This window comes from Haemophilus haemolyticus, assembly GCF_001008275.1.
Classification (GTDB): domain Bacteria; phylum Pseudomonadota; class Gammaproteobacteria; order Enterobacterales; family Pasteurellaceae; genus Haemophilus; species Haemophilus haemolyticus_P.
Map to the genome: position 1 here is coordinate 1 of NZ_LCTH01000032.1, position 25,430 is coordinate 25,430.

At 40.1% G+C, this 25,430-nt stretch carries 20 protein-coding genes; 10 read left to right on the forward strand and 10 right to left on the reverse strand.

Going from position 1 to position 25,430, the window contains the following annotated elements; translation table 11 throughout:
- Positions 1-3,929 (reverse strand): S6 family peptidase (locus tag AAX15_RS04940; RefSeq protein WP_052749718.1); only part of this gene is annotated, 3,929 nt, incomplete at its 3' end.
- Between the two features lie 351 nt (positions 3,930-4,280).
- Here AAX15_RS04940 and AAX15_RS04945 point away from each other — a divergent pair.
- From AAX15_RS04945 to AAX15_RS04960, 4 genes are all read left to right on the forward strand, one after another.
- Positions 4,281-6,203, forward strand: a complete 1,923-nt coding sequence (locus AAX15_RS04945) for a TonB-dependent receptor plug domain-containing protein (protein WP_046939389.1) — start codon at positions 4,281-4,283, stop codon at positions 6,201-6,203.
- 73 nt (positions 6,204-6,276) lie between these two features.
- Entirely contained in the window at positions 6,277-7,062 is a 786-nt protein-coding gene (locus AAX15_RS04950; RefSeq protein ID WP_046939390.1) for a substrate-binding domain-containing protein, read from the forward strand.
- 27 nt (positions 7,063-7,089) lie between these two features.
- The gene (locus AAX15_RS04955; RefSeq protein WP_046939391.1) at positions 7,090-8,067 is read left to right on the forward strand and encodes a FecCD family ABC transporter permease; all 978 of its coding nucleotides are present in this window, start codon (positions 7,090-7,092) and stop codon (positions 8,065-8,067) included.
- Positions 8,067-8,804, forward strand: a complete 738-nt coding sequence (locus AAX15_RS04960; protein ID WP_046939392.1) for an ABC transporter ATP-binding protein — start codon at positions 8,067-8,069, stop codon at positions 8,802-8,804. Before AAX15_RS04955 ends, AAX15_RS04960 begins: the two co-directional genes overlap by 1 nt.
- A 48-nt stretch (positions 8,805-8,852) precedes the next feature.
- Here AAX15_RS04960 and AAX15_RS04965 read toward each other — a convergent pair whose 3' ends face one another.
- Positions 8,853-9,320, reverse strand: a complete 468-nt coding sequence (locus AAX15_RS04965; protein WP_046939393.1) for a hypothetical protein — start codon at positions 9,318-9,320, stop codon at positions 8,853-8,855.
- 312 nt (positions 9,321-9,632) lie between these two features.
- Here AAX15_RS04965 and AAX15_RS04970 point away from each other — a divergent pair, with 312 nt between their 5' ends.
- The gene (locus tag AAX15_RS04970; protein ID WP_046939394.1) at positions 9,633-10,958 is read left to right on the forward strand and encodes a hypothetical protein; all 1,326 of its coding nucleotides are present in this window, start codon (positions 9,633-9,635) and stop codon (positions 10,956-10,958) included.
- A 48-nt stretch (positions 10,959-11,006) separates the two neighbouring features.
- Here AAX15_RS04970 and metH read toward each other — a convergent pair whose 3' ends face one another.
- The 6 genes from metH to AAX15_RS05000 form a co-directional block, all read right to left on the reverse strand.
- On the reverse strand, positions 11,007-14,696 hold the full coding sequence (gene metH / locus AAX15_RS04975; protein ID WP_046939395.1) for a methionine synthase: 3,690 nt from the start codon (positions 14,694-14,696) through the stop codon (positions 11,007-11,009).
- 105 nt (positions 14,697-14,801) lie between these two features.
- A complete protein-coding gene (gene napF, locus AAX15_RS04980; protein WP_046939396.1) occupies positions 14,802-15,308 on the reverse strand; it encodes a ferredoxin-type protein NapF in 507 nt (168 codons plus the stop codon).
- Entirely contained in the window at positions 15,308-15,919 is a 612-nt protein-coding gene (gene dmsD / locus AAX15_RS04985; RefSeq protein ID WP_046939397.1) for a Tat proofreading chaperone DmsD, read from the reverse strand. The genes napF and dmsD overlap by 1 nt, the downstream gene beginning before the upstream one ends.
- A 95-nt stretch (positions 15,920-16,014) precedes the next feature.
- A complete protein-coding gene (locus AAX15_RS04990; protein ID WP_046939398.1) occupies positions 16,015-16,854 on the reverse strand; it encodes a dimethyl sulfoxide reductase anchor subunit family protein in 840 nt (279 codons plus the stop codon).
- 1 nt (position 16,855) lies between these two features.
- Complete coding sequence (locus tag AAX15_RS04995; RefSeq protein ID WP_046939399.1) at positions 16,856-17,473, reverse strand: DMSO/selenate family reductase complex B subunit; 618 nt, start codon at positions 17,471-17,473, stop codon at positions 16,856-16,858.
- A gap of 10 nt (positions 17,474-17,483) precedes the next feature.
- Positions 17,484-19,904 (reverse strand): DmsA/YnfE/YnfF family dimethyl sulfoxide reductase, encoded by a 2,421-nt coding sequence (locus AAX15_RS05000; RefSeq protein WP_046939452.1) that lies wholly within the window; start codon positions 19,902-19,904, stop codon positions 17,484-17,486.
- 242 nt (positions 19,905-20,146) lie between these two features.
- Between AAX15_RS05000 and AAX15_RS05005 the strand changes: the two genes are divergently transcribed.
- Genes AAX15_RS05005 through AAX15_RS05015 form a run of 3 tightly spaced genes read left to right on the forward strand, consistent with a single transcriptional unit; the run spans position 20,147 to position 21,877 of the window.
- Positions 20,147-21,253: a transglutaminase-like domain-containing protein gene (locus AAX15_RS05005; protein ID WP_046939400.1), complete on the forward strand. Its 1,107-nt coding sequence runs from the start codon at positions 20,147-20,149 to the stop codon at positions 21,251-21,253.
- Positions 21,228-21,590, forward strand: a complete 363-nt coding sequence (locus tag AAX15_RS05010; protein WP_046939401.1) for a mercuric transporter MerT family protein — start codon at positions 21,228-21,230, stop codon at positions 21,588-21,590. The genes AAX15_RS05005 and AAX15_RS05010 overlap by 26 nt, the downstream gene beginning before the upstream one ends.
- An 8-nt stretch (positions 21,591-21,598) precedes the next feature.
- Positions 21,599-21,877, forward strand: coding sequence for a heavy-metal-associated domain-containing protein (locus AAX15_RS05015; protein WP_046939402.1), 279 nt, complete (start codon positions 21,599-21,601; stop codon positions 21,875-21,877).
- Between the two features lie 66 nt (positions 21,878-21,943).
- Here AAX15_RS05015 and sodC read toward each other — a convergent pair whose 3' ends face one another.
- Both sodC and folB read right to left on the reverse strand, forming a co-directional pair.
- Positions 21,944-22,516: a superoxide dismutase family protein gene (gene sodC / locus AAX15_RS05020; protein WP_046939403.1), complete on the reverse strand. Its 573-nt coding sequence runs from the start codon at positions 22,514-22,516 to the stop codon at positions 21,944-21,946.
- A gap of 87 nt (positions 22,517-22,603) precedes the next feature.
- Positions 22,604-22,960: a dihydroneopterin aldolase gene (gene folB, locus AAX15_RS05025; protein ID WP_046939404.1), complete on the reverse strand. Its 357-nt coding sequence runs from the start codon at positions 22,958-22,960 to the stop codon at positions 22,604-22,606.
- Positions 22,961-23,042: 82 nt separating this feature from the next.
- On the opposite strand from folB, the gene plsY reads away from it, so the two are divergent.
- Positions 23,043-23,642 carry a glycerol-3-phosphate 1-O-acyltransferase PlsY gene (gene plsY / locus AAX15_RS05030; protein WP_046939405.1) on the forward strand — a complete coding sequence of 200 codons (600 nt, stop codon included), beginning with the start codon at positions 23,043-23,045 and terminating at the stop codon, positions 23,640-23,642.
- A 41-nt stretch (positions 23,643-23,683) separates the two neighbouring features.
- A complete protein-coding gene (narQ, locus tag AAX15_RS05035) occupies positions 23,684-25,387 on the forward strand; it encodes a nitrate/nitrite two-component system sensor histidine kinase NarQ (RefSeq protein WP_046939406.1) in 1,704 nt (567 codons plus the stop codon).
- Positions 25,388-25,430 lie beyond the last annotated feature (43 nt).

Genomic DNA, 25,430 nt, shown 5'->3' on the forward strand with positions numbered 1-25,430 from the left:
GCTTGACGTTGTCTTTCTGCTTCAAGTTGCGCTTGTTTTTCTGCTTCCTCTTGACGGAATTGAGCAGTAACTGGCATAGTTTGCTCAATGGTTTGACGTTGTTGAGCATTTGCTTTGTGATGCTCTGCTTGCGTTTTATCTTGTTCGACTTTTGCTTGCTCTGCCGTTAATGCTTGAGTTTGTGCATTAGTGCTATTTTTAAGATTTTCGACCGCTTGTTGTTTAGCAATAACAGCTTGATTCGCCAGATTAAGAGCACTTAAGCTACTATTATTTTGCTCTGTTGATTTTGCTTTTTCTTGAGCCGCGGTTGCTTTCTCTTGCTGTGTTTCTGCAAGATTAGTTTTGAAGGTTTGAGCCTCTTTATTTTGATTAGCTTGTTCTTCTAAGTCGCGTTCAAGTAATGCTTTTTTCGCTTTCAATTCTGCATTATTAGCTTGTGCTTGTCGGAGAAGTTCTTCTGTGATGATAAGCTCCTCTTTCACTTCTTCAAGTGATAACACCATAAAATAGAAAGCCTGCTTTTCAGCCTGTAAAGATGCCCCTTTTTCAGATAACACTTTTTCCTCTTCAGCAACAGCAAGTGCTTTTTCTTGTTGCTGTTTTGTGAGATTAAGTTGTGTCAGTTTAGCTGTGGCAAACTCAATTTGAGCTTCCTCTTTTTTCACCTGTGCTGTCGCTAAAGCGATATTTGCTTCATCTAAAGCTTGAGCAGTTTCTAGGCTTTTAGCGGATTCGTACGCATTGGTTGCAGTTTGTGCTTTTTCTTGAGCAGCTTGTACTGTAGCTTGTGCTTGGGTTAGTGCCATTTCTTTCTGATTTTGCACTTCCTGTGCGGCATTTTGGTTATGTTGAAGTGCTGCTAATTCCGTTTTTAATGTGTTGAGATGGCTTTGATCAGGCAATGCTTCAGATAATACTGAACTTTTTGACCGCACTTTTTCTTCTTGAGCATGACGTTTTTCGGTTAATGCCGTTTTTTTCGCTAATAATTCGCTTAACTTTTGAGCTTCATTGGTTAAGTTTTGAATTAACTCCTGTTCTTTAATCGGATTATATAAACGGTATTCATTCCTTTTTTTAATTAACTCATAACGCCAAGTACCAGCATCAACGTGTTGATTGGCTAAGGTAAAGTTCAAGCCTGAATCTACCGCTTGTTTAAGGGTAACTAGTGTTAATTGTTCAAGTGTTGTGGGTTCAGCCCCCGTATTATGCACATTAAGCTTAAAGTCACCTTGTGCACGTCCATTAATTTGTAATTTATCGCCTAAATACTGGGTCAGATAAGTACGATAATTAAACGTCCCATTGCCACTTAAATTGCCGTTGATCGTTAACGTATTAAATTGGCTATTGTTCGCTTGAGTAACAAAATCTGGATTCAGCGTAATTTCACTATTATTGAGTGTTAGACTACCTAAACTTGTGTTTGCTGGCATTGTCCAGTTCGCATTATCCAAACTGACTTGAGAGCCATTTTCACCGCTTATTTGATGGGTAAATTGAGTATTAATAAGATTAAAATGAGCGTTATTACTCAAACGAACATCGCCAGTTAAAGTTGCATTATTCACCGTGGCATTTGCCTGATTACTCAAGTGCAATGCTCCTGTTTGTGTTGCGTTGTTACTCAAGGTAAATCGACTCTGTTCGGTTAAATTCACGTTGCCAATTAAATCCACGAATCCTGATGCAACGAGGCTTGCGGTATTAGATAACTGCACGTTGCCATTTACTTTTGTTCTTGGTAACGAATTGATGATTTTTTCATTAGTCAGTTTTTCTGATTTACATTGAGTGAGTCCTGTCCAATCAGAACGAATGCAAACTAAATTTTCTTGATTTGGTGTCACACCAAAAGTTGCTGAGGCGTTGTTATTAATTGTCCAATTACCATTAATTGCAGAAACATTGCGAGAAACCACCGCTTGCCCGCCTTTAATTTGGAGGTTTTCAGCCGTAAACGTGCGGTTAATCCAATCATCATCGATGATGACCTCTCCTCGCGTTGAACCTTCTATCTTGGCATGATTTTGATTTAAATGATTGTAAGCATGAGGCGTTGGACGACCGCTAAAAATTAAGTTACCGCCATTTTGGGTAATATTCCCTTTTAAATTTGTTCCACCTGATAGAAGGAAGTGATTATCTTTGTTAAGTGGATTGTAATTAACATTCAAACGTCCAGTATTTTTAGTATCATCTTTATCACCAAACCAACCATTAAAAGCAATATCACGTTTATTGGTTAAGTCGCCTCCTTGATTATTGGTAGTATCACTTCCAGTAATGATAATGTCTGATGCTTGAGTTGCATTGTGGTTAACTAACATCGCTCCTTCGTCAGTATTTTGAATACGTTTGAAAGTCAATGAGTTACCATTAAGATCTAATCGTCCTCCACGAAAGCCGAAATAAATATTGTTAGAATCAACTTGATCTGCACTGTTGAGTTGAACTGTTGCTCTACCGCTTACAATGCCAACTTCTTTAAAGGCTTGTTTTTGATTATTTTCATCGGCTTGTTGATCCAAGATTACTTTACCATCGCCAACGCTAATTGAGCCTAAGTTTTTACCTTTTGCTTGAATATGTAACGTTCCTTTACCAATTTTAGAAAGGCGATCATTTTCAACACCATTTACTTTCCAAGTAACGGTGCTACCTTCACTTACATGTACGCCTGCCCCTTGCCAAGTTGCATTATTTTCTGAAGATACTGTAAAGTCACCTTCAAAATATAAACCGCCAGCCCCTTGGTTAATATTATTAGTAAAAGTAACTTCACCTTTCGCATAGTCAATAAATGAAATATTTTTACCATTATTTAGTCTTGGTTTATAAGCATTTACACCACCTGCGGCGTAAACAGGTTCTTTATCTTCTGCTTTTAATGCTTCATTAAATAACTGAACCGTTCTGACTTTAAATTGAGGCATACTCACTTTTTCATTCGTTTGAGTAACCGTACCAGTTCCATTATTATTTGAAGTAAATGAATAATGACCGTTACTTCTTGGTTCTAAAAATGTTATAGGCAAATCCTCTGCAAAGATATTGTCATAAAACCAGTCTTTTCTAATTAATTGGAATCCATTCCCAGCTCCCAAGAAAGGGTTACCAGTTTGCAATACGCCATTGATCAACCATTTTTGTTTTTTTGCATCATAAATAAACATTGGCGATCCACTATCGCCTAAAGAACCAGCGATTGGCAAAGGTCCATAATCATTCGGTTTTGTCAGATCTCCATTTAAATTTACCGTACCATTACCTGCCCCACCTTGGGAATGCGTGTTACCAGCAGTTCTCCATTGATAACCACTAGCAATCCAATATGAGCTATTACGTCCCTTTTCTTGATCTTCAGCGGTTCTCCACCATTGTCTACCTGCACCAATACGAACACGTTCAGGATATCTAGCATGATCTGCATACGTATTTCCATGCATTGTTTCTGTCATTTCTATCGGCTCAGCATCAGTGACAAATTTATGTAATCTAGGCATATGATAATCGCCATCATATTGACCAGGTTTATAATTATTTCTCTTTACAATTTGATATGAAAAACGATGCTGATCTGGATTTTGTCCTTCCGCACCAAAATCAACGCTATTATATCCACCGTTATGTGCAACACTCACAATATACTGATCGCCCACTAATGCTGCTACGCCGTTGCGCGACACTACAGAAAAATCAATCATCGGTGCTTTTGTCATTGATGTACCGACTAATTCCCCTTTCTTGTTATAAACCTCAATATTCTGGGCTCCAACTGTGAACTTCCCTTTATTCTCTGCAAAATCACGATAATATTGGTAACTAATACCAAAATAAGTATGTCCTGCCCACGCTTGTGATGCTATCCCTAATGAAATACAAGCGGTTAAAAAATTAAGACGAAATACATTTTTTTTCATAGAAATTACCTGAAAGAATGTTTCATATTACAAAAAGAATTAAACGATAAAGACACGGTTATTCCTGAAGGATTTAATTAAGCAATTAAAGGACGCTGGAGGAAGATAAAGTGTGGATTTATGTTAGAAGATAAATAGCTCAAAATAGGAATTCTAAACCATCATAATTCATTCAATAGTTTGAAACATTATACTTGAAAACGCAAGGCGGATAAAAGCGAAAAAGTGCGGTCAAAAAACGAATTTTTTTACAAAATAAACAGAATTTGTAAAGTAAATGAAAATTCTCAACTAGGAAATGAATTTCTATTGTGCCAAAATAGCGCACTTTTTAAAAAGAGGAACCACTTAATGAAAACTAACTTAATTACTACCGCACTTTTATTGAGTGCATCGGCTTTTGTACAAGCTGAAACTAAAACCGAGCTTGAGCCGATCAATGTGTATTCAGCATCCGCAACCCCTATCAGCCTTCACCAAACAGCGTCGTCTGTTACTGTATTAACAGAAAAAGATTTTGCAGTACGTAATGCGACTTATGTGAGTGATGTATTGAAAACTGTGCCAAGCCTAGCTGTGAGCGCCTCTGGTGGTCGTGGCACATTGACCAACGTATTTTTACGTGGTGCAGATGCAAACCACACTGCAGTGATTATTGATGGTGTGAAAGTGAATCCTGTTTCTGGTTATGGCTTTGATTTCGGTGGATTAGCCTTAAGCAACATCGATCGCATCGAAGTATTACGCGGCGAGCAATCCGCCCTTTGGGGAAGTGATGCGATGGGTGGTGTGATTTATATCACTACGAAAAAAGGCTTAGAAAAAGGCAAAACCTTCAACGTCGATTACGATTTTGGCACAGGCTCTAATCGTACGGTAGATGGTTCATTAACCCTTTCAGGTTCAAACAACGGTTTCTATTATGCTTTACACGGTGACAGCCACCACACTAAAGGCATTTCAGCACTCAGCAACAACCGCTTTAACTACACTGCGCAAGATGGCACAGCAGTGAGTACTGGAGGTTCAACCGAACGCGACAAATTCCACCGTGATAATGCTTCTCTTCGTTTCGGTTATGACGATAATCAAAAAGGTTTTGATTTCTTAACCTCTCACAGCAGCCAAACCGCTAACTTTGATAACAGCGCAACGGATGAAAAAGGCCACTACACCCGCACACGTGACACCTTATTCAAATTAAGTGGCTTCTTAGGTAATGATGATCAATTGCTTAAACACAAGGTTGGTGTAAGCCATCTCAAAACTGACAGCGATACCGTTGGCTACACATCAGCTTACGATGCGAAAAAACTCAATGCAAACTATCAATTAGATGTCAATTTCGATCGTGAAGGCACTCTCACACAAGGTTTAAGTTTCTTAACTGACTATCAAAAAACAGATTTCAATTCGTCTTATTTCAATAATGCAGGCAATAAAAAACTTATTGAGAAAAGCTTAGCAGCTGAATATCGTCTATTACACGATGCAGATCACAGCTTAAATATTAGCGGCCGTTACACTGACAGCTCTGAATACGAAAACTCATGGACTGGCCGTATCGCAGGCGCTTACCGTTTACACAATAACGTGAAAGCACACGCAAGTTTTGGTTCAGCGATTCAAAACCCGACGATCACTGAATATTACGGTTACAACGCGCGCTATATCGGCAACCCGAATTTACAACCTGAGAAAAGTTTAGGTGGCGATATTGGCTTCTTATTTGAAACCAATGATGAGCGTCACAGCTTTGATGTAACTTATTTCGCTCGTAACGTGAAAAACGCAATTAGTAGCAAAGTGATCAACTTTACCACTTATGCAAGCCGCGCAGTAAATCTTGAAGGCAAGAGTAAAGTGAAAGGTGTTGAAGTAGCTTACAACGGTAAAGTTACCGATGCATTAACTGCTTATGCTAACTACACCTACACGCAAACTCGAGATAGCAAAGGCGCTGAATTAGCACGTCGTCCAAAACATTTAGCGAACGCGGGCTTAGCATACCAAATCACTGAAAAATTGGGTGCGGATGTAAATGTATCTTACACAGGCAAACGCATGGATACCTACTATTCACCAACCTACAGCACACATAAAGTGAAATTGCCATCTTACACCTTGGCAAACTTAGGCGTGGACTACAAAGTAGCGGATAGCTTGACGATTTATGCGAACCTTAACAACGTATTCAATAAAAAATACGAAAACGTACTGGGCTATGGCCAAGACGGACGCAATGTTTACGTTGGATTAAAAGGATCGTTCTAATTATTATCCACATATAAGGGCGTGCTTAGCACGCCTTTTTACATTATTGATGGCGTAGCGTATCATTATCTATATGCAAAAAACTCGCTTAATTTTAACCGCACTTTTCTTGCCTCTGGCTTCGCATGCGTCGGAGCAATTCGTTTCGCTTACGCTTTGTAGCGATCGTCTTTTGTCGGAAATTGCACGCCCTGAGCAAATTGCTGCGCAGTCACCTTATTCTAAAAATCCCTTGATGATGTTGGATAAACTCAATGTGGATAAGCCAACCCTTGAGCCACAACTCACCGCATTATTGCCCTATCTCGATAAAACGTTTCTGATCAATGAAACCTTTTATCCACAACTTGTAGCAGATTTAAAAAAACTCGGGGCAAAAATTGAGCCAATTAATGACACGCCACAAACAGCAGAAGAATTATTTGGGCTAATATTGCACTTGGGCAAACTTACGGGTAACGAAACGCATGCGAAATCTTTAATCGATAAACTTAAATTACAAGATTCTCGCCTCAATCTATCACTCACTGACACATTAATACTTTCAGATACCGGCATTGTAGAAACTTATACGCCACAGTATCCCACTTTACTTAACTTGCTAGGCTTAACCCCGCTAAAAACACCACTTACAGCACAAAATTTTTCTCTTGAAAAGGTGTTACGAGCTGAACCAAACGTGTTGATTGAAATCAGTGACCAACAAAGTTATAACGAACAAGCGGAATTGCTTAAACATCCGCTTTTGCAAAATCTTTTTAAAAATCGACCGCACTTTCGTATTCCAATGAAATATACTTATTGCTTTGATCACGGCGTGTGGCAAGGGGCAGAGAAGATTTATCAACAGTTAAAATGATATTTGGATTACATAGGAAATTAATCATTGACCAAAACACTAAAATTAAATACCGCACTTTTCTTCGCGTTACTATTGATTAGCGGCTTTGCGATTTATCATCAGCTCGGCGATTTTGCTCATCTCAAAAATGCCGATGGTGTGCTCACGGATATGCGCTCGCTCGTATTGCTTGATATTCGCCTGCCTCGCATAGGACTAGCCATTTTAACTGGTGCAAGCCTTGCTTTAGCAGGCAATGCAATGCAGGGGATATTTCAAAATCCACTGGCAAGTCCTGGATTATTGGGCAGTAGTGCTGGTGCAACCACTACTAGCGTCTTTTTGCTTTACTATTTTTCCGTACCCTTAAGTCTATTGCTTATTGGCGGCGTGGCTGGCGCATTGTCTAGTTTTTTATTGGTTTATTTAATCGCTAAAAACCACGGTACAACGGCGATGATTTTAAGTAGTTTAGCCGTCAATATGTTGCTCTCGGCTGCTGTTGCATTGCTACTTTCGAACGCAGAAAGCCCGTGGGCGTTAGCTGAACTCTACCGCTGGCTACAAGGTTCTCTTATGTGGGCAAAACTTGATACGCTGCTCATTTCACTTCCAATCGTATTATTGGGATTGTTCTGTTTATATCGTGAACGCCGCTATATTGACTTGCTCACCTTCGGCGAAGAAACCGCGAGCACAATGGGCGTGAATCCTAAACGTAGCTTTTTCGTCACGACCTTTGGCGTGGCATTATTAGTTGGTGCAACAATTCCGCAAACAGGTACTATCGGTTTTATTGGCTTAATCGCACCGCACTTTGCTCGCCTATTACTAAAAAAACGCCCTTCACAACTTTACATCACCAGTGCATTACTTGGCGCATTATTGCTACTTATTGCAGATCTTTGCGTGCAATATATTCCAATCTTCTCACATATTTATATTGGCACGCTCATCGCAATCATTGGCGCACCTTGCTTAATTTGGATTTTAATTACGGAGCAACGCAAGTTGGCAAGATAATGATTAGAATCGAAAATCTTTCCCAGCCTTATGGCTTAAACAACATCAGCTGCACGCTTCCTAAAGGAAAACTTATCGGTATTATGGGCGCAAACGGTGCGGGCAAATCAACTTTGCTCAAAACGATTGCAGGAATTTTACCTATTGCAAAAGGTGAAATTTATTTTGGGAATAGCCTGTTAAGCAAAATGAGTACAACAGAAAAAAGCCAGCAACTCGCTTATCTGGCGCAAGATACCAATATCCATTGGGATTTATCGGTTTATGATGTCATTGCTCTCGGCTTAAATTCGCCATTATCATCGGTAAAAGAGCGGTCAAAAATTACGGAGATTTCACAAAAATTTTCGATAGAACATTTGCTTAATAAATCCTTTCAAAAACTGTCAGGCGGAGAAAAAGCACGAGTGCAACTCGCTCGTTGTTGTATCAAAAATGCGCCGCTATTGCTTGCTGATGAACCTATCGCGCCACTCGATCCCTATTATCAAATAGACATGATGGAACAATTAAAATCGCTCACGCCACAGCATACTTGTGTTGTAGCGATCCATCATTTATCTCTTGCATATAAATACTGTGATGAAGTAATTTTGCTCGATAAGGGCAAAATCATTGCAACGGGCAAAACACAAGCGGTACTAAATTCAGCGAATCTTGCAAAAGCCTTTGATATAAGCGTGAAATTTGATGTAGAAGGAAGAGAGATTTATGGAATAGAGAAATTGGAAAACTAATTCCAATTTCTCATTTTGCTGAAAGTAAAAAAGTATTTTCGATAAAAATCAACCGCCCTTACAAATCAACCAAGGAACTTGCTTGCCTTGTTGATTCTTGTAGTAAATTGAACTTTGAGATCGCGCGATTAAATCCACATAACTTCCTTGAATCGGATCATACGAACGATAAACCACTTCAAATTTTGTACCGCGCGCATTCAGTGTCAGTGTGTATGAATGATCAAAAGGCACCGATTTACCATTATCTAACTGGAAATAAAACCCGAAGTTATCTTTCATACGGCTTTCACGCGAAAGAGGGAAATAAGTCGTCAAATGAGAAATTCCCCCAGTTTCTTTATTATTACAACGATAATGATATGGCTTGTAATTAACAGAATTATTTAACTCAGCTTGGCTAATATTATTCTTTAAAAATCGAGATTTAACCGTTTTCTTCGGCTGATGTGTTGTGGTACAAGCAAATAAACTCACAAGGACACCCACAAACAACGCCATCTTTAATTTATTCATAAATACAAAATTCCGAGAAATAAGAAAGCGCGTATGATAACGGAAATTGGGGATTGTGCAACTGGGCTTTCAAGTTATAGAGAATATACATGCACATACAATCTTTAGCATATTCAAAGCCCCTGAAGGGGAAATATTAAGAACAAACAGAGATAGATGGGATTGAAGTGAGTTTTTTAGTGAAATTAGGCACTGTGCGCTATCTTGAATATTTTATATTAATTTAACTCATTGCTTTATTTGATGTAATATAGTTAAACCTTTTTTCTATTTGATAAAATATATGAAATTATATTAACTAAAGGAACTTTTATGGGAAAACATTTATTAATAACAGGAGCTGGAGTGGATCGTTCAGAGGGAATTGATTTTCCTTTGGCTAATACTTTACTTGCAGATGTGGCTGGATATCTAGCTAATAAAGATAATTGTGTTGATTCAGAATTACGTAAGATGATTCCTGGCCTTCGTTTTAATTTTAATAATATGATTGCTAGAGCAGTAGATAAGGTGGCTACAAGAGAAATTCATGAGCAAAAACAAATGATTCAGAGAGTTCGTGAGGTACTCAATAATCTAGAGGAAAATGATGATAAGAATAAGAAGTTAGCGCAATTATTAATCAAGTTATTTGAAAAACTAGCAACGATAGCTGAACAAAGCTATTTAGATGAAGAAACAGAAAGCCTAATTAGAGATGTATTTCCTGATGATGCAGATGATATTATTGATAGTGATTCTATTTTAGATATACATAAGCTGTCTCTTTCTGACACTTTTAAGCTAGTGCTTAAACGAACTTTAAGAATGAGCTTAAAAGGTGATAATCCTATTGCTAGGGCAATTGGAGCGGATTTGTTAAATATAGAAACATTATTAATAGAGAAATTTTTAGGGTTTTATAATGAAAATCCTGCAGATATTAAGAATTATATTTATATTTCTTGGTCTTTATGGGCTTATCTAGTACATAAACAACAAGAAGTTATTAGTAAAAATCTAAGTCTACCATTTTATAGTCAATTACACAAAGATATTAGAGCAGTAACATTAAATTATACTTATTTTCTTGAAAATCAATTGACAGGAAATAATGTTATATACTTTCATGGTGGGTTGGCAGAATATGTAAGAATGGATACAAGAGACTTATTGAACATAGAAAATATACTATCACTTAACCCGAGTGATTTTATTCGTGATGTTATAGCGCCAAGTATTAATTTAAATGATTATGATATATCAAAACAAGTCCATACAATTCCATCGCTAGTTCCACCTTTAAGGTTAAAGCCTGTGTTATCAAATAAATATATTGAATTATGGGCAAAATCAACAGAGTGGATTAAAGAAGCTGAACATATCGTCATTATAGGATATTCATTTAATAATGCTGATGAGCATTTTAATGACATATTAAGATGCTATCATAATAATAAAAAAATTGATATCGTTGTACCAAATGCAGATGGTGACTCTTTTAAAAATAGAATAGAAAAAGTATTTAATATTCCGCAGAATCAATTAACCAAAGTTACGGTTCAAAATAGATCTGCTCTTCAGTGTAGGAATATTCGCTTAATTTCAGCTTGTGCTACAGAAATAGATGTTTCTAAATTGTTTGGATTAGGTTGTTAATAGTCATAAATGTATGAGGGGGAATAATTCTTCCCCCCTTTATGATTCCTACTTCATCGCCACACCCAACCACTTCATCATCTCTCTCTCATTCCAACCTTTGCGTTTGGCATAATCCTGAGCTTGGTCTTCATCAATGCGACCTAAAGTGAAATAGTTGCTTGCTGGGTGGGTGAAGTACCAACCGCAGACAGAAGCGGCAGGCCACATGGCATAGCTTTCAGTGAGTTTCATGCCGATGCGTTGTTCCACTTCCAATAAATCCCAAATCAAGGCTTTTTCGGTATGTTCCGGGCAGCTTGGATAGCCGGGTGCTGGGCGGATGCCCACATAGTTTTCATTGATTAAACCTTGATTGTCGAATTCCTCTTGCGTGTAGCCCCAAATGCGGGTGCGAAGCTCAAAGTGCAGGTATTCCGCCATCGCTTCGGCTAAGCGATCGCCCACAGCTTGTAGCAAGATAGCGTTGTAGTCGTCGCCTGCCGCTTTATAGCCTTCTACAAGCTCCATTTCTTCAATACCCGCACAAACGGCGAACATGCCGAACCAGTCTTTTTTACCGCTTTCGCGATCGGCAATAAAGTCGCTCAAGCAGAAGTTAAATGGGCTTTTGCTGTTTTTGCCACGTTCCGTTTGTTGGCGTAAGCCATAAGCAGTGCCGATTGGGTTTGTGTGTTCTTCATCAGAGAAAAGCACCACATCATCGCCTACACGTTCGGCAGGGAAGATACCTAAAATACCGCTTGGGTTGAGTTTATGGTTTTGCTCTAATTCATCTAAAACCACTTGCGCATCGTTCCACACTTTGCGTGCTTCTTCACCTCCTTCTGGATAATCAAAAGCATCAGGGTAGCCGCCCATCAAGCCCCAGATACGGAAGAATGGCGACCAGTCGATAAATTTACGTAACTCGGCAATTGGCACGTTTTTGAATTCCACAATGCCCGTTTGTTTTGGTTTTGGCGGCATATAATCCGCCCATTCACCGCTAAAGCCGTCGAAACGATTAGCGCGCGCTTCTTCAATACTAAGCTGTTTACGCAGTGGTTTGCGATTGGCAAAAGATTGTTGGATTTTTTCGTAATCTTTCTTGAATTGTTCCCACAATGCTGCACGACCTTCCGGGTTCATCAATGTCGCACAAACCGTTACCGCGCGTGAAGCGTTCGATGTATAGAACACGCCGTGTTGTTTATATTTTGGATACAGTTTAATGGCAGTATGTTCTTTGGAGGTGGTTGCGCCGCCGATTAAAACAGGCAAGTCTAAACCTAAACGCGTCATTTCGCCGAGGAAGTATTCCATTTCATCAAGGGATGGCGTAATCAAACCGCTCAAGCCTATAATATCCGCCTTTTCATCAATAGCCGTTTGAATGATTTTATCCGCCGGCACCATCACGCCTAAGTCAATGACTTCAAAGTTATTACATTGCAACACCACACTTACGATGTTTTTGCCGATGTCATGCACGTCGCCTTTCACGGTGGCGATCACCACTTTGCCGTTGCTGGAGCCTTTTTGTTTAGTGGCGTTGATAAATGGCTCTAAATACGCCACGGATTGTTTCATTACGCGTGCGGATTTCACCACTTGTGGCAGAAACATTTTGCCGTCGCCGAACAAATCGCCCACCACATCCATGCCTGCCATGAGCGGGCCTTCGATGACCTCTAACGGTGTTGGCAATTTTTGGCGGGCTTCTTCGGTGTCTTCGATGATATGCGTAGTAATCCCTTTCACCAGAGCGTGTTTTAAGCGTTCTTCCACAGGCCACGTACGCCATTCAGCCACAGAATCCACCGCACTTTCATCGTTGCCTTGGTTGCGATATTTTTCTGCAATATCCAGTAAACGTTCTGTGCCATCTGGCGTGCGGTTTAAGACGGCGTCTTCAATCACATTACGTAATTCAGGATCCAGATCATCGTAAATAGCGAGCTGTCCTGCATTCACAATCCCCATGTCCATACCTTGTTTGATGGCATGATAGAGGAATACCGCGTGAATAGCCTCACGCATGACATTATTTCCACGGAAAGAGAAGGACACGTTTGACACACCGCCCGAAATTTTCGCATGCGGTAAAGAGCGTTTAATACGACCTGTAGCGTTGATGAAATCCACGCCGTAGTTATTGTGTTCTTCAATCCCCGTGCCAATGGCGAAAATATTCGGGTCGAAAATGATGTCTTCTGGTGGGAAGCCAAGTTGGTTGACTAAGATGTTATAGGCACGGGTACAGATTTCCACTTTACGCTCTTCGGTATCAGCCTGCCCCACTTCATCAAATGCCATCACCACAACGGCTGCACCGTATTTACGCACCAATTTAGCCTGATGAATAAATTTTTCCTCGCCCTCTTTTAAGGAAATAGAGTTAACGATTGGTTTACCTTGTACTGATTGCAAACCTGCCTCGATCACTTCCCATTTAGACGAGTCAATCATGACTGGCACTTTGGCTGCATCAGGTTCGGTCGCCATAATGTTGAGGAAACGGGTCATGCATTTTTTGCCGTCGAGCAAGGCTTCGTCCATGTTCACGTCGATGACTTGCGCGCCGTTTTCCACTTGGTCGATGGCAATTTCAATGGCTTCAGCAAATTTGTCTTCTTTAATTAAGCGTTTGAATTTCGCCGAGCCTGTTACGTTATTGCGTTCCCCCACGTTCACGAACAGGCTTTCATCGTCAATATTGAGTGGTTCTAAACCGGATAAACGCATGGCGGTTTTGATTTGTGGCAATTTGCGTGGTGGAATATTTTCTACCGCCTCAGCAAAGGCTTTGATGTGTTCCGGTGTGGTACCACAACAACCGCCGATAATGTTCACAAAACCACTTTCTGCCCACTCTTTTAAGTGGGCAGCCATCTCTTCTGCCCCTAAATCATAACCACCAAAAGCATTTGGCAAGCCCGCGTTTGGATGCACAGAAACATAGGTTTCACTGATTTTTGAAAGCTGTTCTACATATTGACGTAATTCTTTTGGACCTAACGCGCAGTTCAAACCGAAAGTGAGCGGTTTTGCATGACGGAGAGAGTTATAGAAAGCCTCAGTAGTTTGCCCAGAAAGGGTTCGCCCTGAAGCATCGGTAATGGTGCCAGAAATCATGATTGGCAATTCTACGCCTAATTCTTCGAATACACTTTCAATGGCGAAAACGGCCGCTTTAGCGTTAAGCGTGTCGAAAATGGTTTCGATCATAATTAAATCCGCACCACCTTCGATTAAGCCTTTTGTTGCTTGGGCATAAGCATCCACCAACTCAATAAAAGTCACATTGCGGAAACCGGGATCATTTACATCAGGTGAAATGGAGGCTGTACGGTTGGTTGGCCCTAATACACCAGCAACAAAGCGAGTTTTTTCTGGCGTGCTATATTTATCTGCGGCCAAACGCGCTAATTTTGCGCCAACAAAATTGAGTTCATAAGCAATAGATTGCAAGTCGTAATCCGCTTGAGCAATCGTAGTTGAACTAAAAGTATTGGTTTCAATAATATCGGCACCCGCTGCTAAATATTTCTCATGAATAGCAGAAATTAGCAGTGGCTGAGTCAATGTCAGTAAGTCATTATTACCGCGTAAATCAACCGCACTTTCCTTAAACTTCTCGCCTCTAAAATCGGCTTCTGTCAGTTTATATTTTTGGATCATCGTCCCCATTGCACCGTCTAAAATGAGAATACGATTTTCTAGAGCTTGTTTAAGTTGAGCGGTTTTATTCACCATAATTATTTTGTTCCGTAAATCTTAATAAATAACGAGGGAATAATAGGTGTAAGGGCTAGGGGTGTCAAATGTTAGAAGGAAAGTACGGTGGAAAATGAAGGATTTTTATTTAAGTGTAATCGCGCCAATAAAACAGGTAATTTTGCATTCTCCGCATCCGTTACAACGTTCATTATCAATCTCTAACATGCTGGTAATCGCTTGTTGTGGGCAAGCGGTTTGGCAGTCTGGACAGGTTTGATTTTGTAGTATTAAACAGGCTGAAGAAAATTGTGGGCGAAGTAGGGTGTCTGCTGGAAAATTAGAATGAAGCGCGTTGGTGGAACAAACTTCGGCGCATTTTCCACATAAATCACAAGGTGCGTAGTCGATTTCAAGAATGGCTTGATTTTGTTCTAATCGAATCAATCCATTCGGGCAGGCAGCAACGCAATTGCCACAGCCATTGCAGACAGCGGTAAATAAATCTTCTCGAGCAGCAAAAGGTGGGCGGGGAAGGTGTTTTTCGCTCACAACGGCAGATTCTCCCGTAGCGAAGAGACTACGGAATAGCCCGCGGCGGGAAATCTGGTTGTGGCTTAGATAAGCCTGATAATAGGCTTCGTTTTTCATTATCGATAGAATCTAACGTTTGGCACATCAATATGCAAATCAGCTTGCCACTGCTGCAAGGTTTGTGCGGTGAGTAAGGCAAGCCCTTGATAGAACGGCGCATTTTCAGCGTTCGCTAGCTGCGTTAAAAAATGGTTTGCCCAAATCAGGAAGTGCTCACGCAGAAATTCTACCACTAAGTACGGTCGATTTTCGGCAAGATAAGCGGCCAGCATTAGCATTAATCCAATATGATCTTCCGGTTCATCTTGTTCGGCTTGAAAAGAAATTTGATGATGACGGAGAAAATCACGCAATGCCAGTAAAGAATTACCAAAAATCACACATTCAGAATCTAAATAAACAGAACCCCAAGGCGGTGCAGGCAATTCGTTTGGGCCAATAAATAGGCGTTGGTATTGATCGTTCAGATCTTGATTTAAGCCTTGCGCAATAAGTGCGGTTGTTTTTTCACGAGTTTTTTCATCCCATTCAATTTCCCATTCTTGCGCCCAAGTGGATTGCCGAAAAAAATCTAAAATACCGGCAAGACGTGAATCGCTCGGTTCATAATAAAAAGCCGCACCGAGCAAGCGCCCGTAAAGGGAAATCTGTTGAAAGGTGTTTTGCATAAAATCTCCGAAAAAAATGACCGCACTTTGGTATTTATTAATTTAGTGGATTGGTTGCAGCGTAGGGGCGTATCGCATACGCCCATACATATAATTTACCCTGCAATGGCCATTCCATAAGTCATATGTAATCCATAAAACAACACACGACCAATGCCTTCTGCGGCTAAGGTTAAAATAACTGCGCAAGCTAATAATCCTGCATTTTTCGCACGGAATAAAAGGAAGGCAGCAATGGCTAATAAGCATAAACGAACAGCTGTCATCATAGCGTAACCCGGCACAAGTGCGGCGGCATTTTGGATGGAACTATGAATGCCTTGCAAGCTAAAGCCTTGATATACTGCAACCACGGCTGCGAATAATACAGCAAGGGCAAAGAGGCTTGGCACGAGATTAAGTTGATAATCGCGTTGTTTGTTCGGCATTAATAATGCATAAGATAACGCCAAACCGCCTAATGCAACAGTGAGATAGAACGTCCAAGATGTTAATGGCGTGTTCCATGTTGGTACACTGGCGATGTGATAAACCTGATTCATCACATACATAAATACCACGCCCACAAGTGCGGTTAAAATTCGCCATAAATTACCAAGCGCCGACGGCATTTTACCTGTGATAGCAATTAGCCAATAGAAACCGGCAAGCGCAAAGAAAATGGCACCTGCGGCAATTTCGTTACTCATCATGGATTCGCTTACGCGATTTAATGAATTAAACGCACGAGCCGGCGTACCAAGGTGCATAATTGAGGCGATAAAACCTAAACCTAAACACGCTAACACCACAAACATGGCTTTGTGGATGTAAGCGCAGCTTTTCTCATTTTTTTCGCCAAGTAGCACAAAAGTAAAAACAAGCCACGCACCGACCGCACTTTGCGCCAATACAGTGAAAAAAACTAATGGAAGTTCATGTAATCCTGCGTTCATCTTACACCTCTCTTGGGTTGCCTAAGAACCCGGTGGTATCGCCACTTGGGCGGGCATTTTTATTTGGTTTCACCACTAAATTTGGATGCGTGATATCTGCCGGTGGCAATGGAGCGATAGAGGCTTGTTCGCCATATTTTGCACGAAGTTCATCAATTGGCGCAAAATCTAATGCGCGTAATGGGCAAGCATCCACACAAATCGGTTTTTGACCGGATTTTACTCTAGAATAACAGCCATCACATTTTGTCATATGGCCTTTTTGCGCATCGAATTGCGGTGCATCGTAAGGGCATGCCATATGGCAATAACGGCAACCGATACAGGTTTCTTCATTTACAATCACGAAACCATCTTCGTTTTTGTGCATTGCACCTGTTGGGCAAACTTTGGTACAAGCCGGATCTGCGCAGTGGTTGCACGAAATCGACATATAATAAGCGAACACATCTTGATGCCAGCAACCGTCTGCTTGTTGGTTCCAGTTGCCGCCTGTGTATTCATAAATACGGCGGAAATTTACATCCGTGCCTAAGTCTTTGTAATCTTTACAGGCTAATTCGCAAGTTTTACAGCCTGTACAGCGATCCGAATCAAAATAAAAGCCATATTGTTTCATTATTCACTCCCTACAAGCGTTCCACTTGAACTAAATTAGAATGTTGTGGATTACCTTTTGCCAATGGTGAAGGACGGTGTGTAGTCAGTGTGTTAATGCTGCCGCCATGGTCGATTTGATCCCCATTCATATTCGCTTTATGCCATGCACCTTGTGGCATAGCAAGCACGCCCGGCATAATACGTGGCGTAACTTTAGCTGCAATGCGAACTTCGCCATTTTCATTAAACACGCGAATCATTGATCCATCTTGGATATTTTTAGCTTGCGCATCAATTGGATTAATCCAAATTTCTTGGCGATTGGCTGCTTGTAAAATATCGACGTTACCATAGGAAGAATGGGTGCGCGCTTTATAATGGAAACCAATCATTTGGAATGGATAATCTTTGCGTTTCAGATCATCTACACCGTTGAAACCAGCATGATAAATTGGTAATGGATGAATCACATCCCCTTCTTCCAATTCCCATGTTTGAGCAATTTTAGCTAACGCTTCTGAATAGATTTCAATTTTACCTGAAGGGGTTTTCAATGGATTTTTTTCAGGATCCTCTCTGAACGCTTTGTACGCAACAAAATGTCCTTTAGGATCACGTTTTTTGAAAATACCCATTTTCTTCATATTTTCATAATCGGGTAAGTCCTTATCTTTTTTCATCATTTCTGCATATAAGAACTTAACCCAATCTTCTTGTGTTTTACCCTCTGTAAATTTGTCATAGACATCTTGCCCTAATCGTTTGGCTATTTCACTCGCGATTTCATAAATAGGCTTCCGTTCAAATTTAGCTGTAGTAGCAGGTTGCCCAAATATTAAATACCCCATATTTCCAGCATATTCATTTGGCGTGAGATCTGCTTGTTCGGTGATCATTAAATCTGGTAATAAAATATCTGCATATTTAGCAGAATCAGTCATAAAATTCTCAACCACAACGATCATTTCGCATTTATTTTCATCTTGTAGAATACGATGTGTTTTATTGATATTAGAATGCTGATTGGTGATGGTATTACCCGCATAATTCCAAATAAATTTAATCGGTACATCTAATTTGTCTTTCCCTTTAACACCATCTCGAAGTGCGGTCATTTCAGGACCTCTTTCTATGGCATCCGTCCACATAAATACAGAGATCTTCGTTTTCACTGGATTTTTTAAGGTTGGAAATTTAACATTGGTAATCTTGTAAGTATCTTCACGTGCACCTGAATTACCACCATGTATTCCCACATTACCCGTTAAAATAGCCAACATTGCGACCGCTCTTACCGCAAGCTCGCCATTGGATTGTCGCTGAATCCCCCACCCTTGAACAATACAACAAGGTTTTGTCATAGCAATTTCACGTGCAAGTCGAATAATCGTTTCTTCTGGAATACCAGTAATTTTGGCAGCCCAGTTTGGTGTTTTAGCGACACCATCTTCACCATAGCCGAGAATATAAGCTTTATAATGAGCATTCTTTGGCGCACTTGGTGGCAACGTTTTTTCATCATACCCCACGCAATATTTATCCAAAAATGCTTGATCGACCAAATTTTCACTAATCATCACATAGGCCATTCCCGCAACCAATGCAGCATCGGTACCTGGACGAATTGGCACCCACTCATCTTCACGCCCTGCAGCAGTATCAGTGTAACGAGGATCAATTACGATCATTTTCGCTTTTGAAATTTCACGAGCTTGCTCCAGATGATATGTAATTCCCCCACCGCTCATGCGTGTTTCCATCGGATTGTTGCCGAAATATACAACCAGCTTACTGTTAATAATATCCGATGTTGCATTGCCTTCATTTGAACCATAAGTGTAAGGCATAGCCATAGAAACTTGAGCACGACTGTAAGTGCCGTAATAGCTTAAATAACCGCCATAACAATTCATCAAACGGGCAAAGGGCGAAGTCGGTGCGGCAGAACGGAGCATATTTCCTGCACTTACACCGGAGCTGTAATTAATATACACGGCTTCATTACCGTATTCCTTTACAATACGTTTAAGGTTATCTGCAATCGTGTCATAAGCCTCTTCCCAACTGACACGTTTAAATTTCCCTTCTCCTCGTTTGCCAATTCGTTTCATAGGGTATTTTAGACGGTCAGGATGATTCATTACTCTGCGAATAGAACGTCCACGCAAACAAGCGCGAACTTGGTGATTACCATAAATATCGTCGCCAGTATTGTCCGTTTCTACTCGATAGACCTCGTTATCTTTCACATGTAAACGAAGCGCACAACGACTGTGGCAGTTACCAGGACAAGTATTCCACACGACTTTTTCTGGGGATTCTACAATCGGTTTAGTTTCAGCTTTGGAAGTGAAAGGAAGGGGTAATTGAGAAACTGTAGCCAGAGCGGCACTGGTTTTAAGAAGTTGTCTGCGATTAAACGCAAAAAAATTTGGATTATTTTTATCCATAATCATATTCTCCCGGAATAATGAAGTGATGTTTTTCAGTGTAAAGAAAAAAGGTTCAGATGGTTGTTGATAAAAATCAAAAAATGATAAATCACCAATCTGGTCGGATCAGTATCACATTTTATTTATTTCATATTGCTCAATTGACGGGCACCTGAAAAATCCGTTAGCATATCGACATCCACAATTAGTTTATCTAATGTGTTAAGTTTTAACTGTTAACTAACTAGAAGGATCTTTTCATGAAGAAACTTATCGCCACAGCGGTGCTTTCCGCGTGTTCAATGGCTTATGCCAATACCAACATCCCAAACTACAATACTGATTCTCATCTGTATGAATTCACTCAAACCTACGATTTGGTCGCGCCAAAAGGCTCGCAAGGACAAACCAATTTATGGGTTCCATTGCCATTTAATGGAGAATACCAACAAGTGAAATCGATTCACTTTGAAGGTAATTACATGAATGCCTATGTAACAGAAAACAATAAATACGGTGCGAAAACCTTATTTGCCACTTGGGATAAAGATACACAAAAGTGTGATTTAAAAGTCACTATGGTCATTGAAACAAAAGACCGTGAACCGATGGTGAAAGGTGCTTTAGAAAATTATACTCCGCCAAAAGATATTCAGTATTCCGTGGATGTACAAGAGTACTTAAAAGCTACTCCACATATTAAAACTGATGGCATTGTGAAAGAATTTGCTGACAAAATCGTAGGTAAAGAAACCAATCCATTGAAAAAAGCTGAGTTGATTCACCGATGGATCGTCAACAATATGGAACGTGATAATTCTGTATTAGGTTGTGGTGACGGCGATGTAGAAAAAATTCTTACCACTGGCGTATTAAAAGGTAAATGTACCGATATTAACTCTGTATTTGTGGCGCTTGCTCGTGCGGCAGGTATCCCAGCCCGTGAAATTTTTGGTATTCGCTTAGGTGCGGCAGAGAAAATGGGCAAATATTCCAAAGGTGCTTTCGGTAGTGCAAATGAACAAGGCATCGCAAACGTAAGTGGCGGTCAGCACTGCCGTGCTGAATTCTACCTTGCAGGGTTTGGATGGGTACCAGTTGATTCCGCAGATGTTGCTAAAATGCGTTTAGCAGAGAAAAAATCTGTTGAAGATAAAGATACACAAGCCGTAGCAAAATATTTGTTTGGTAACTGGGAAGCAAACTGGGTCGGATTTAATCATGCCCGTGATTTCGATTTATATCCACAACCAGAACTGGCTCCAATCAATAACTTCGGCTATCCGTATGCTGAAGTGGGTGGCGATCCGTTAAATTCCTTTGATCCAAAAGAATTTAAATATGACTACGTCTCTAAAAAACTCTAATAAATCCTTTTGGGTTGCCATAGCCACCGCACTTAGTGCCGCGGTGGCTTCAACGTTGTGCTGCATCGCACCATTAATCTATTTAGTGTTCGGCGTATCATCTACTTGGTTGATTGGCTTAGGCGAATATGATTATTTGCGTATTCCCATGCTCATTATTTCATTATGCGCCTTTGCCTATGGATTTTGGCTGTTGATGTTTTCCAAAAAAATTATTTGTAGCAAATATATTTCCCGTAAAAAACTCATCGTTTTATATTGGATTGTATTTATCATGATGATTTTTTTCTTAACCTATCCAACAATTTTGCCTTGGATTTTAGAATTAGCGAATTAGGAATAAAAATGAAGAAATTATGTACCGCACTTTTGCTTTCTCTGTTTGCCATTTCTTTCGCTCATGCGAATGAAACCAAACAAATTGTGCTAAAAGTAAAAGAAATGAATTGCCAGCTTTGTGCTTACTTAGTCAATAAAGAACTACGTAATATCGATGGCGTTATATCAACAAAAGCATCCATTAAAGATGGTTTGGTGACGGTTTTGGAAGATCCCAAAGTCACAAACCAGCAATTATTCGATGCGATTCACAAGCTGAAATATACTGCTGAAGTCGTGAATTAAACGCTAAATATCTAGCAAAAAAAGTGTGGTGAAAATTCACCGCACTTTTCGTTTCGAACAATCGAATTATTTAATCACGCCACATGCCATACGTGGACCGCCACCGCCAAGTGGAGCAGGATGATCGGAGTGATTATCACCACCAGCGTGGATCATAATAGAGTGACCGCGAACATCATCTAAATGTTTAAGACGTGGTGCTAAAACAGGGTTAGTCGCTGTACCATCATGTAATACAGTTAATGCAGGTAAATCACCTAAGTGTGCGTCATCTTGCCATGGGTAACCATGTTGTTTTGCACCTTTAGGATCCCAGTGACCACCAGCGCCTAAACCAGCTGTCAATTTACCCTCTTTTTCTTTTGGCTCACAGCTTGGGTTTTCATGGATGTGGAAACCATGTAAGCCTTCGCTTAATCCTTGTAAATTAGGGGTAAACACAAGACCATAGTTAGATTCAGTAATCGTAACAGTACCCACATCTTTGTTACCGTTTACTGGATCAAGTTGTTGCACTTTCACTTCAATAGAAGCACCTTTTGGTGCCATATTGTGATCATGATTATGCTCATGTGCTTGTGCAACACCAACTGAACATCCCGCACTAACCGCTAGTGCTAATAAGGTTTTCATATTCATTGCAATCTCCTTTATTGCAGTAAAAACTCATGACTATTTTAGTCAATTTCGTTTAAAAAGCCGACAAGTTTTTACGAAAATTTCACATTATTTTAAACATCCACGTACAATCAATACGCCAACATTTCGAGCTTGTGCTACGGCTTTCGGTTTACTCAGTTTAATTTTTAATCCTTGAAGTTGATAACGTGACTCAAGCAAATCCGCCACTTCATAAGCCACTCGCTCAATCAACAAGAAAGGTTTGCTTTCCACATAATCAATTATCACTTGGCTCACTTCAGAATAATTCAAACAATATGCAACATCATCCGTTTCCGCAGCTTGCTTACAATCCCAAGCCATTTCCAAATCAAACACAAGTTTTTGCTTAATTTGCTGTTCCCAATCATATACACCGATTTGTGCAAAAACAGTCAATTCTTCAATAAAAACACGATCCATAAGATTTCCTCTAAAATTATTGTAGGCGTATGCTATCAACTTTGGGTAGAATAACGAATAATTTTTCTTACTGGAGTACAAAATGAGCCTTTTTGCCCTTTTTTATATGCTTTGTGCCTATCTTTTAGGCTCTATTTCCAGTGCTATTCTAATTTGTCGCATTGCTGGCTTACCGGATCCTCGTCAAAATGGATCAAACAATCCAGGGGCAACAAATGTGCTTCGTATCGGAGGCCGTTGGTCTGCTCTTGCCGTACTGATTATTGATATTTTAAAAGGCATGACGCCAGTATGGGTTGGCTACTATTTAGGACTTACACAATTTGAATTAGGCATGGTAGCACTTGGTGCTTGCTTGGGGCACATTTTCCCAATTTTCTTCCAATTCAAAGGCGGCAAAGGCGTCGCAACCGCTTTCGGAGCGATTGCTCCAATTTCTTGGGCTGTAGCAGGCTCTACATTAGGCACTTGGGTCCTCGTTTTTCTTATCAGCGGTTATTCTTCATTAAGTGCGGTTATTTCTGCATTACTTGTGCCTTTTTATGTATGGTGGTTTAAACCTGAATTCACTTTTCCCGTTGCCTTGGTCTGTTGTCTATTAATTTATCGTCATCACGATAACGTTCAACGTTTATGGCGTGGTCAAGAAGATAAAGTTTGGGCTAAATTTAAAAAGAAATAAAAAATTCACCGCACTTTTCTAAATTTCCACTGGAGTTTCCTGTGCATACTAAACGTTCAGTTTCCACTCGTATTGCTAAATATTTATTCATCATTCTCATCGTTGCTGGCGTAATTAGCTCGCTAAGTTTGGCAATTATGAGCAGTAATAAATATGACGCAGAAGCCATTAATATTTCAGGATCTTTGCGGATGCAAAGTTATCGCCTGCTCTATGAAATGCAAGAACAACCAGAAAGCGTGGAAACAAACTTACGTCGTTATCATATAAGCCTTCATTCATCCGCTTTATTGGAAGTTCAAAATCAATTTTTCACACCGAATGTATTAAAACATTCCTATCAAAACATTTTGCAACGTTGGACGAACATGGAAAAATATGCCCGCCAACACGATGTAAAAAATTATAGTAATCAGCTCACTGACTACGTGGCGGATGTTGATTATTTTGTGTTTGAGCTACAACGTTTCAGTGAACAAAAATGGATTTTGGGCGTATCGGTGCTCTTTTTCGCGATGTGGTTAATTTTACTCATGGTGTCTTATGTGATTTGGTACACACAGCGGGAAGTCGTAAAACCACTACACTTAATGACGAAAGCCAGTATGCAAGTGCAAATGCGTCAATTCAATCACATCCCGCTTGATACAACGAAGCAAAATGAGCTCGGTACATTGGCGCGTATTTTTACACAAATGTCCACAGAGCTTGGGCAACTTTATTCACGTTTAGAAGAAACGGTAAACGAAAAAACACAAAAGTTACGCCAAACCAACCGCTCTTTGACGACCCTTTATCAAAGCTCTCAAATTCTTAATGCCAACACAATCAACGATAAAGTATTAAGCCAAGTGCTTGACCATATTCTGGTCAGCGAGAATTTGAAATATATCAAAGTTGAAGTTATGGGTGCAGAGCATTGGGATATTGCTTTTGGTACTCAAGATTTAGACTGCTCTTTGCAAACAGAGACACTTTCTGTCGATAACGAGGAATTCGGTGCACTCTCTTGGCAAGCAGGATTGCCTTGCCCCGATCCGAGAATGATGCAAAACCTTGCTCAAATGCTTGGGCGAGCCCTTTATTTCCAAAAAAGTTTACGCCAACAGGAACAGCTCTTATTGATGGAAGAGCGGTCAATTATCGCGCGAGAATTGCATGACTCGTTGGCTCAAGTACTATCGTTTTTACAGATCCAACTTACATTACTTAAACATAACTTGAAGAAAGAAGGCGATTCATCCAAAGAACAAAGTTTGGTCATTATTCGTGATTTTGAACAGGCTCTTTCGAGTGGATATGCACAATTACGCGAGCTTTTAGCTACTTTCCGTTTAACCATACAAGAAGCTAATTTACAGCTTGCACTAGAACAAGTGATTGACTCATTACGTTCACAAACAACGATGCAAATGAACGTTAATTGCCAATTACCATCACAAAGTTTGAATCCACAACAACTGGTTCATGTGCTACAAATTGTACGTGAAGCCACCACCAATGCGATCAAACATTCTCAAGGCACAGCAATTGAAATTAGCGCCAAAATTAATGCAGAAGGCGAATACGAAATTTTAGTTGAAGATAATGGTATCGGTATTCAAGACCTTGAAGAACCTGAAGGTCATTATGGGTTAAATATCATGACTGAACGTAGTCGCCAACTTAATGCAGAATTTAACATTATTCGTCGCGAACAAGGCGGTACACAGGTGAAAATCACGCTTCCACACGCTTTATGTTAATTACGGTGGATATAATTATTCATAGCAACTGGTATAAAAGATA

Excerpts from the sequence above, each read along its gene's own strand:
- AAX15_RS04970 (WP_046939394.1), top strand. The coding sequence starts at position 9,633 with ATGGGAAAACATTTATTAATAACAGGAGCTGGAGTGGATCGTTCAGAG.
- AAX15_RS05005 (WP_046939400.1), top strand. The coding sequence starts at position 20,147 with ATGAAGAAACTTATCGCCACAGCGGTGCTTTCCGCGTGTTCAATGGCT.
- plsY (WP_046939405.1), top strand. The coding sequence starts at position 23,043 with ATGAGCCTTTTTGCCCTTTTTTATATGCTTTGTGCCTATCTTTTAGGC.
- dmsD (WP_046939397.1), bottom strand. The coding sequence starts at position 15,919 with ATGCAAAACACCTTTCAACAGATTTCCCTTTACGGGCGCTTGCTCGGT.
- metH (WP_046939395.1), bottom strand. The coding sequence starts at position 14,696 with ATGGTGAATAAAACCGCTCAACTTAAACAAGCTCTAGAAAATCGTATT.
- AAX15_RS04995 (WP_046939399.1), bottom strand. The coding sequence starts at position 17,473 with ATGAAACAATATGGCTTTTATTTTGATTCGGATCGCTGTACAGGCTGT.
- AAX15_RS05010 (WP_046939401.1), top strand. The coding sequence starts at position 21,228 with ATGACTACGTCTCTAAAAAACTCTAATAAATCCTTTTGGGTTGCCATA.
- folB (WP_046939404.1), bottom strand. The coding sequence starts at position 22,960 with ATGGATCGTGTTTTTATTGAAGAATTGACTGTTTTTGCACAAATCGGT.
- AAX15_RS05015 (WP_046939402.1), top strand. The coding sequence starts at position 21,599 with ATGAAGAAATTATGTACCGCACTTTTGCTTTCTCTGTTTGCCATTTCT.
- sodC (WP_046939403.1), bottom strand. The coding sequence starts at position 22,516 with ATGAATATGAAAACCTTATTAGCACTAGCGGTTAGTGCGGGATGTTCA.
- napF (WP_046939396.1), bottom strand. The coding sequence starts at position 15,308 with ATGAAAAACGAAGCCTATTATCAGGCTTATCTAAGCCACAACCAGATT.
- AAX15_RS05000 (WP_046939452.1), bottom strand. The coding sequence starts at position 19,904 with ATGGATAAAAATAATCCAAATTTTTTTGCGTTTAATCGCAGACAACTT.
- AAX15_RS04960 (WP_046939392.1), top strand. The coding sequence starts at position 8,067 with ATGATTAGAATCGAAAATCTTTCCCAGCCTTATGGCTTAAACAACATC.
- AAX15_RS04950 (WP_046939390.1), top strand. The coding sequence starts at position 6,277 with ATGCAAAAAACTCGCTTAATTTTAACCGCACTTTTCTTGCCTCTGGCT.
- AAX15_RS04965 (WP_046939393.1), bottom strand. The coding sequence starts at position 9,320 with ATGAATAAATTAAAGATGGCGTTGTTTGTGGGTGTCCTTGTGAGTTTA.
- AAX15_RS04945 (WP_046939389.1), top strand. The coding sequence starts at position 4,281 with ATGAAAACTAACTTAATTACTACCGCACTTTTATTGAGTGCATCGGCT.
- AAX15_RS04990 (WP_046939398.1), bottom strand. The coding sequence starts at position 16,854 with ATGAACGCAGGATTACATGAACTTCCATTAGTTTTTTTCACTGTATTG.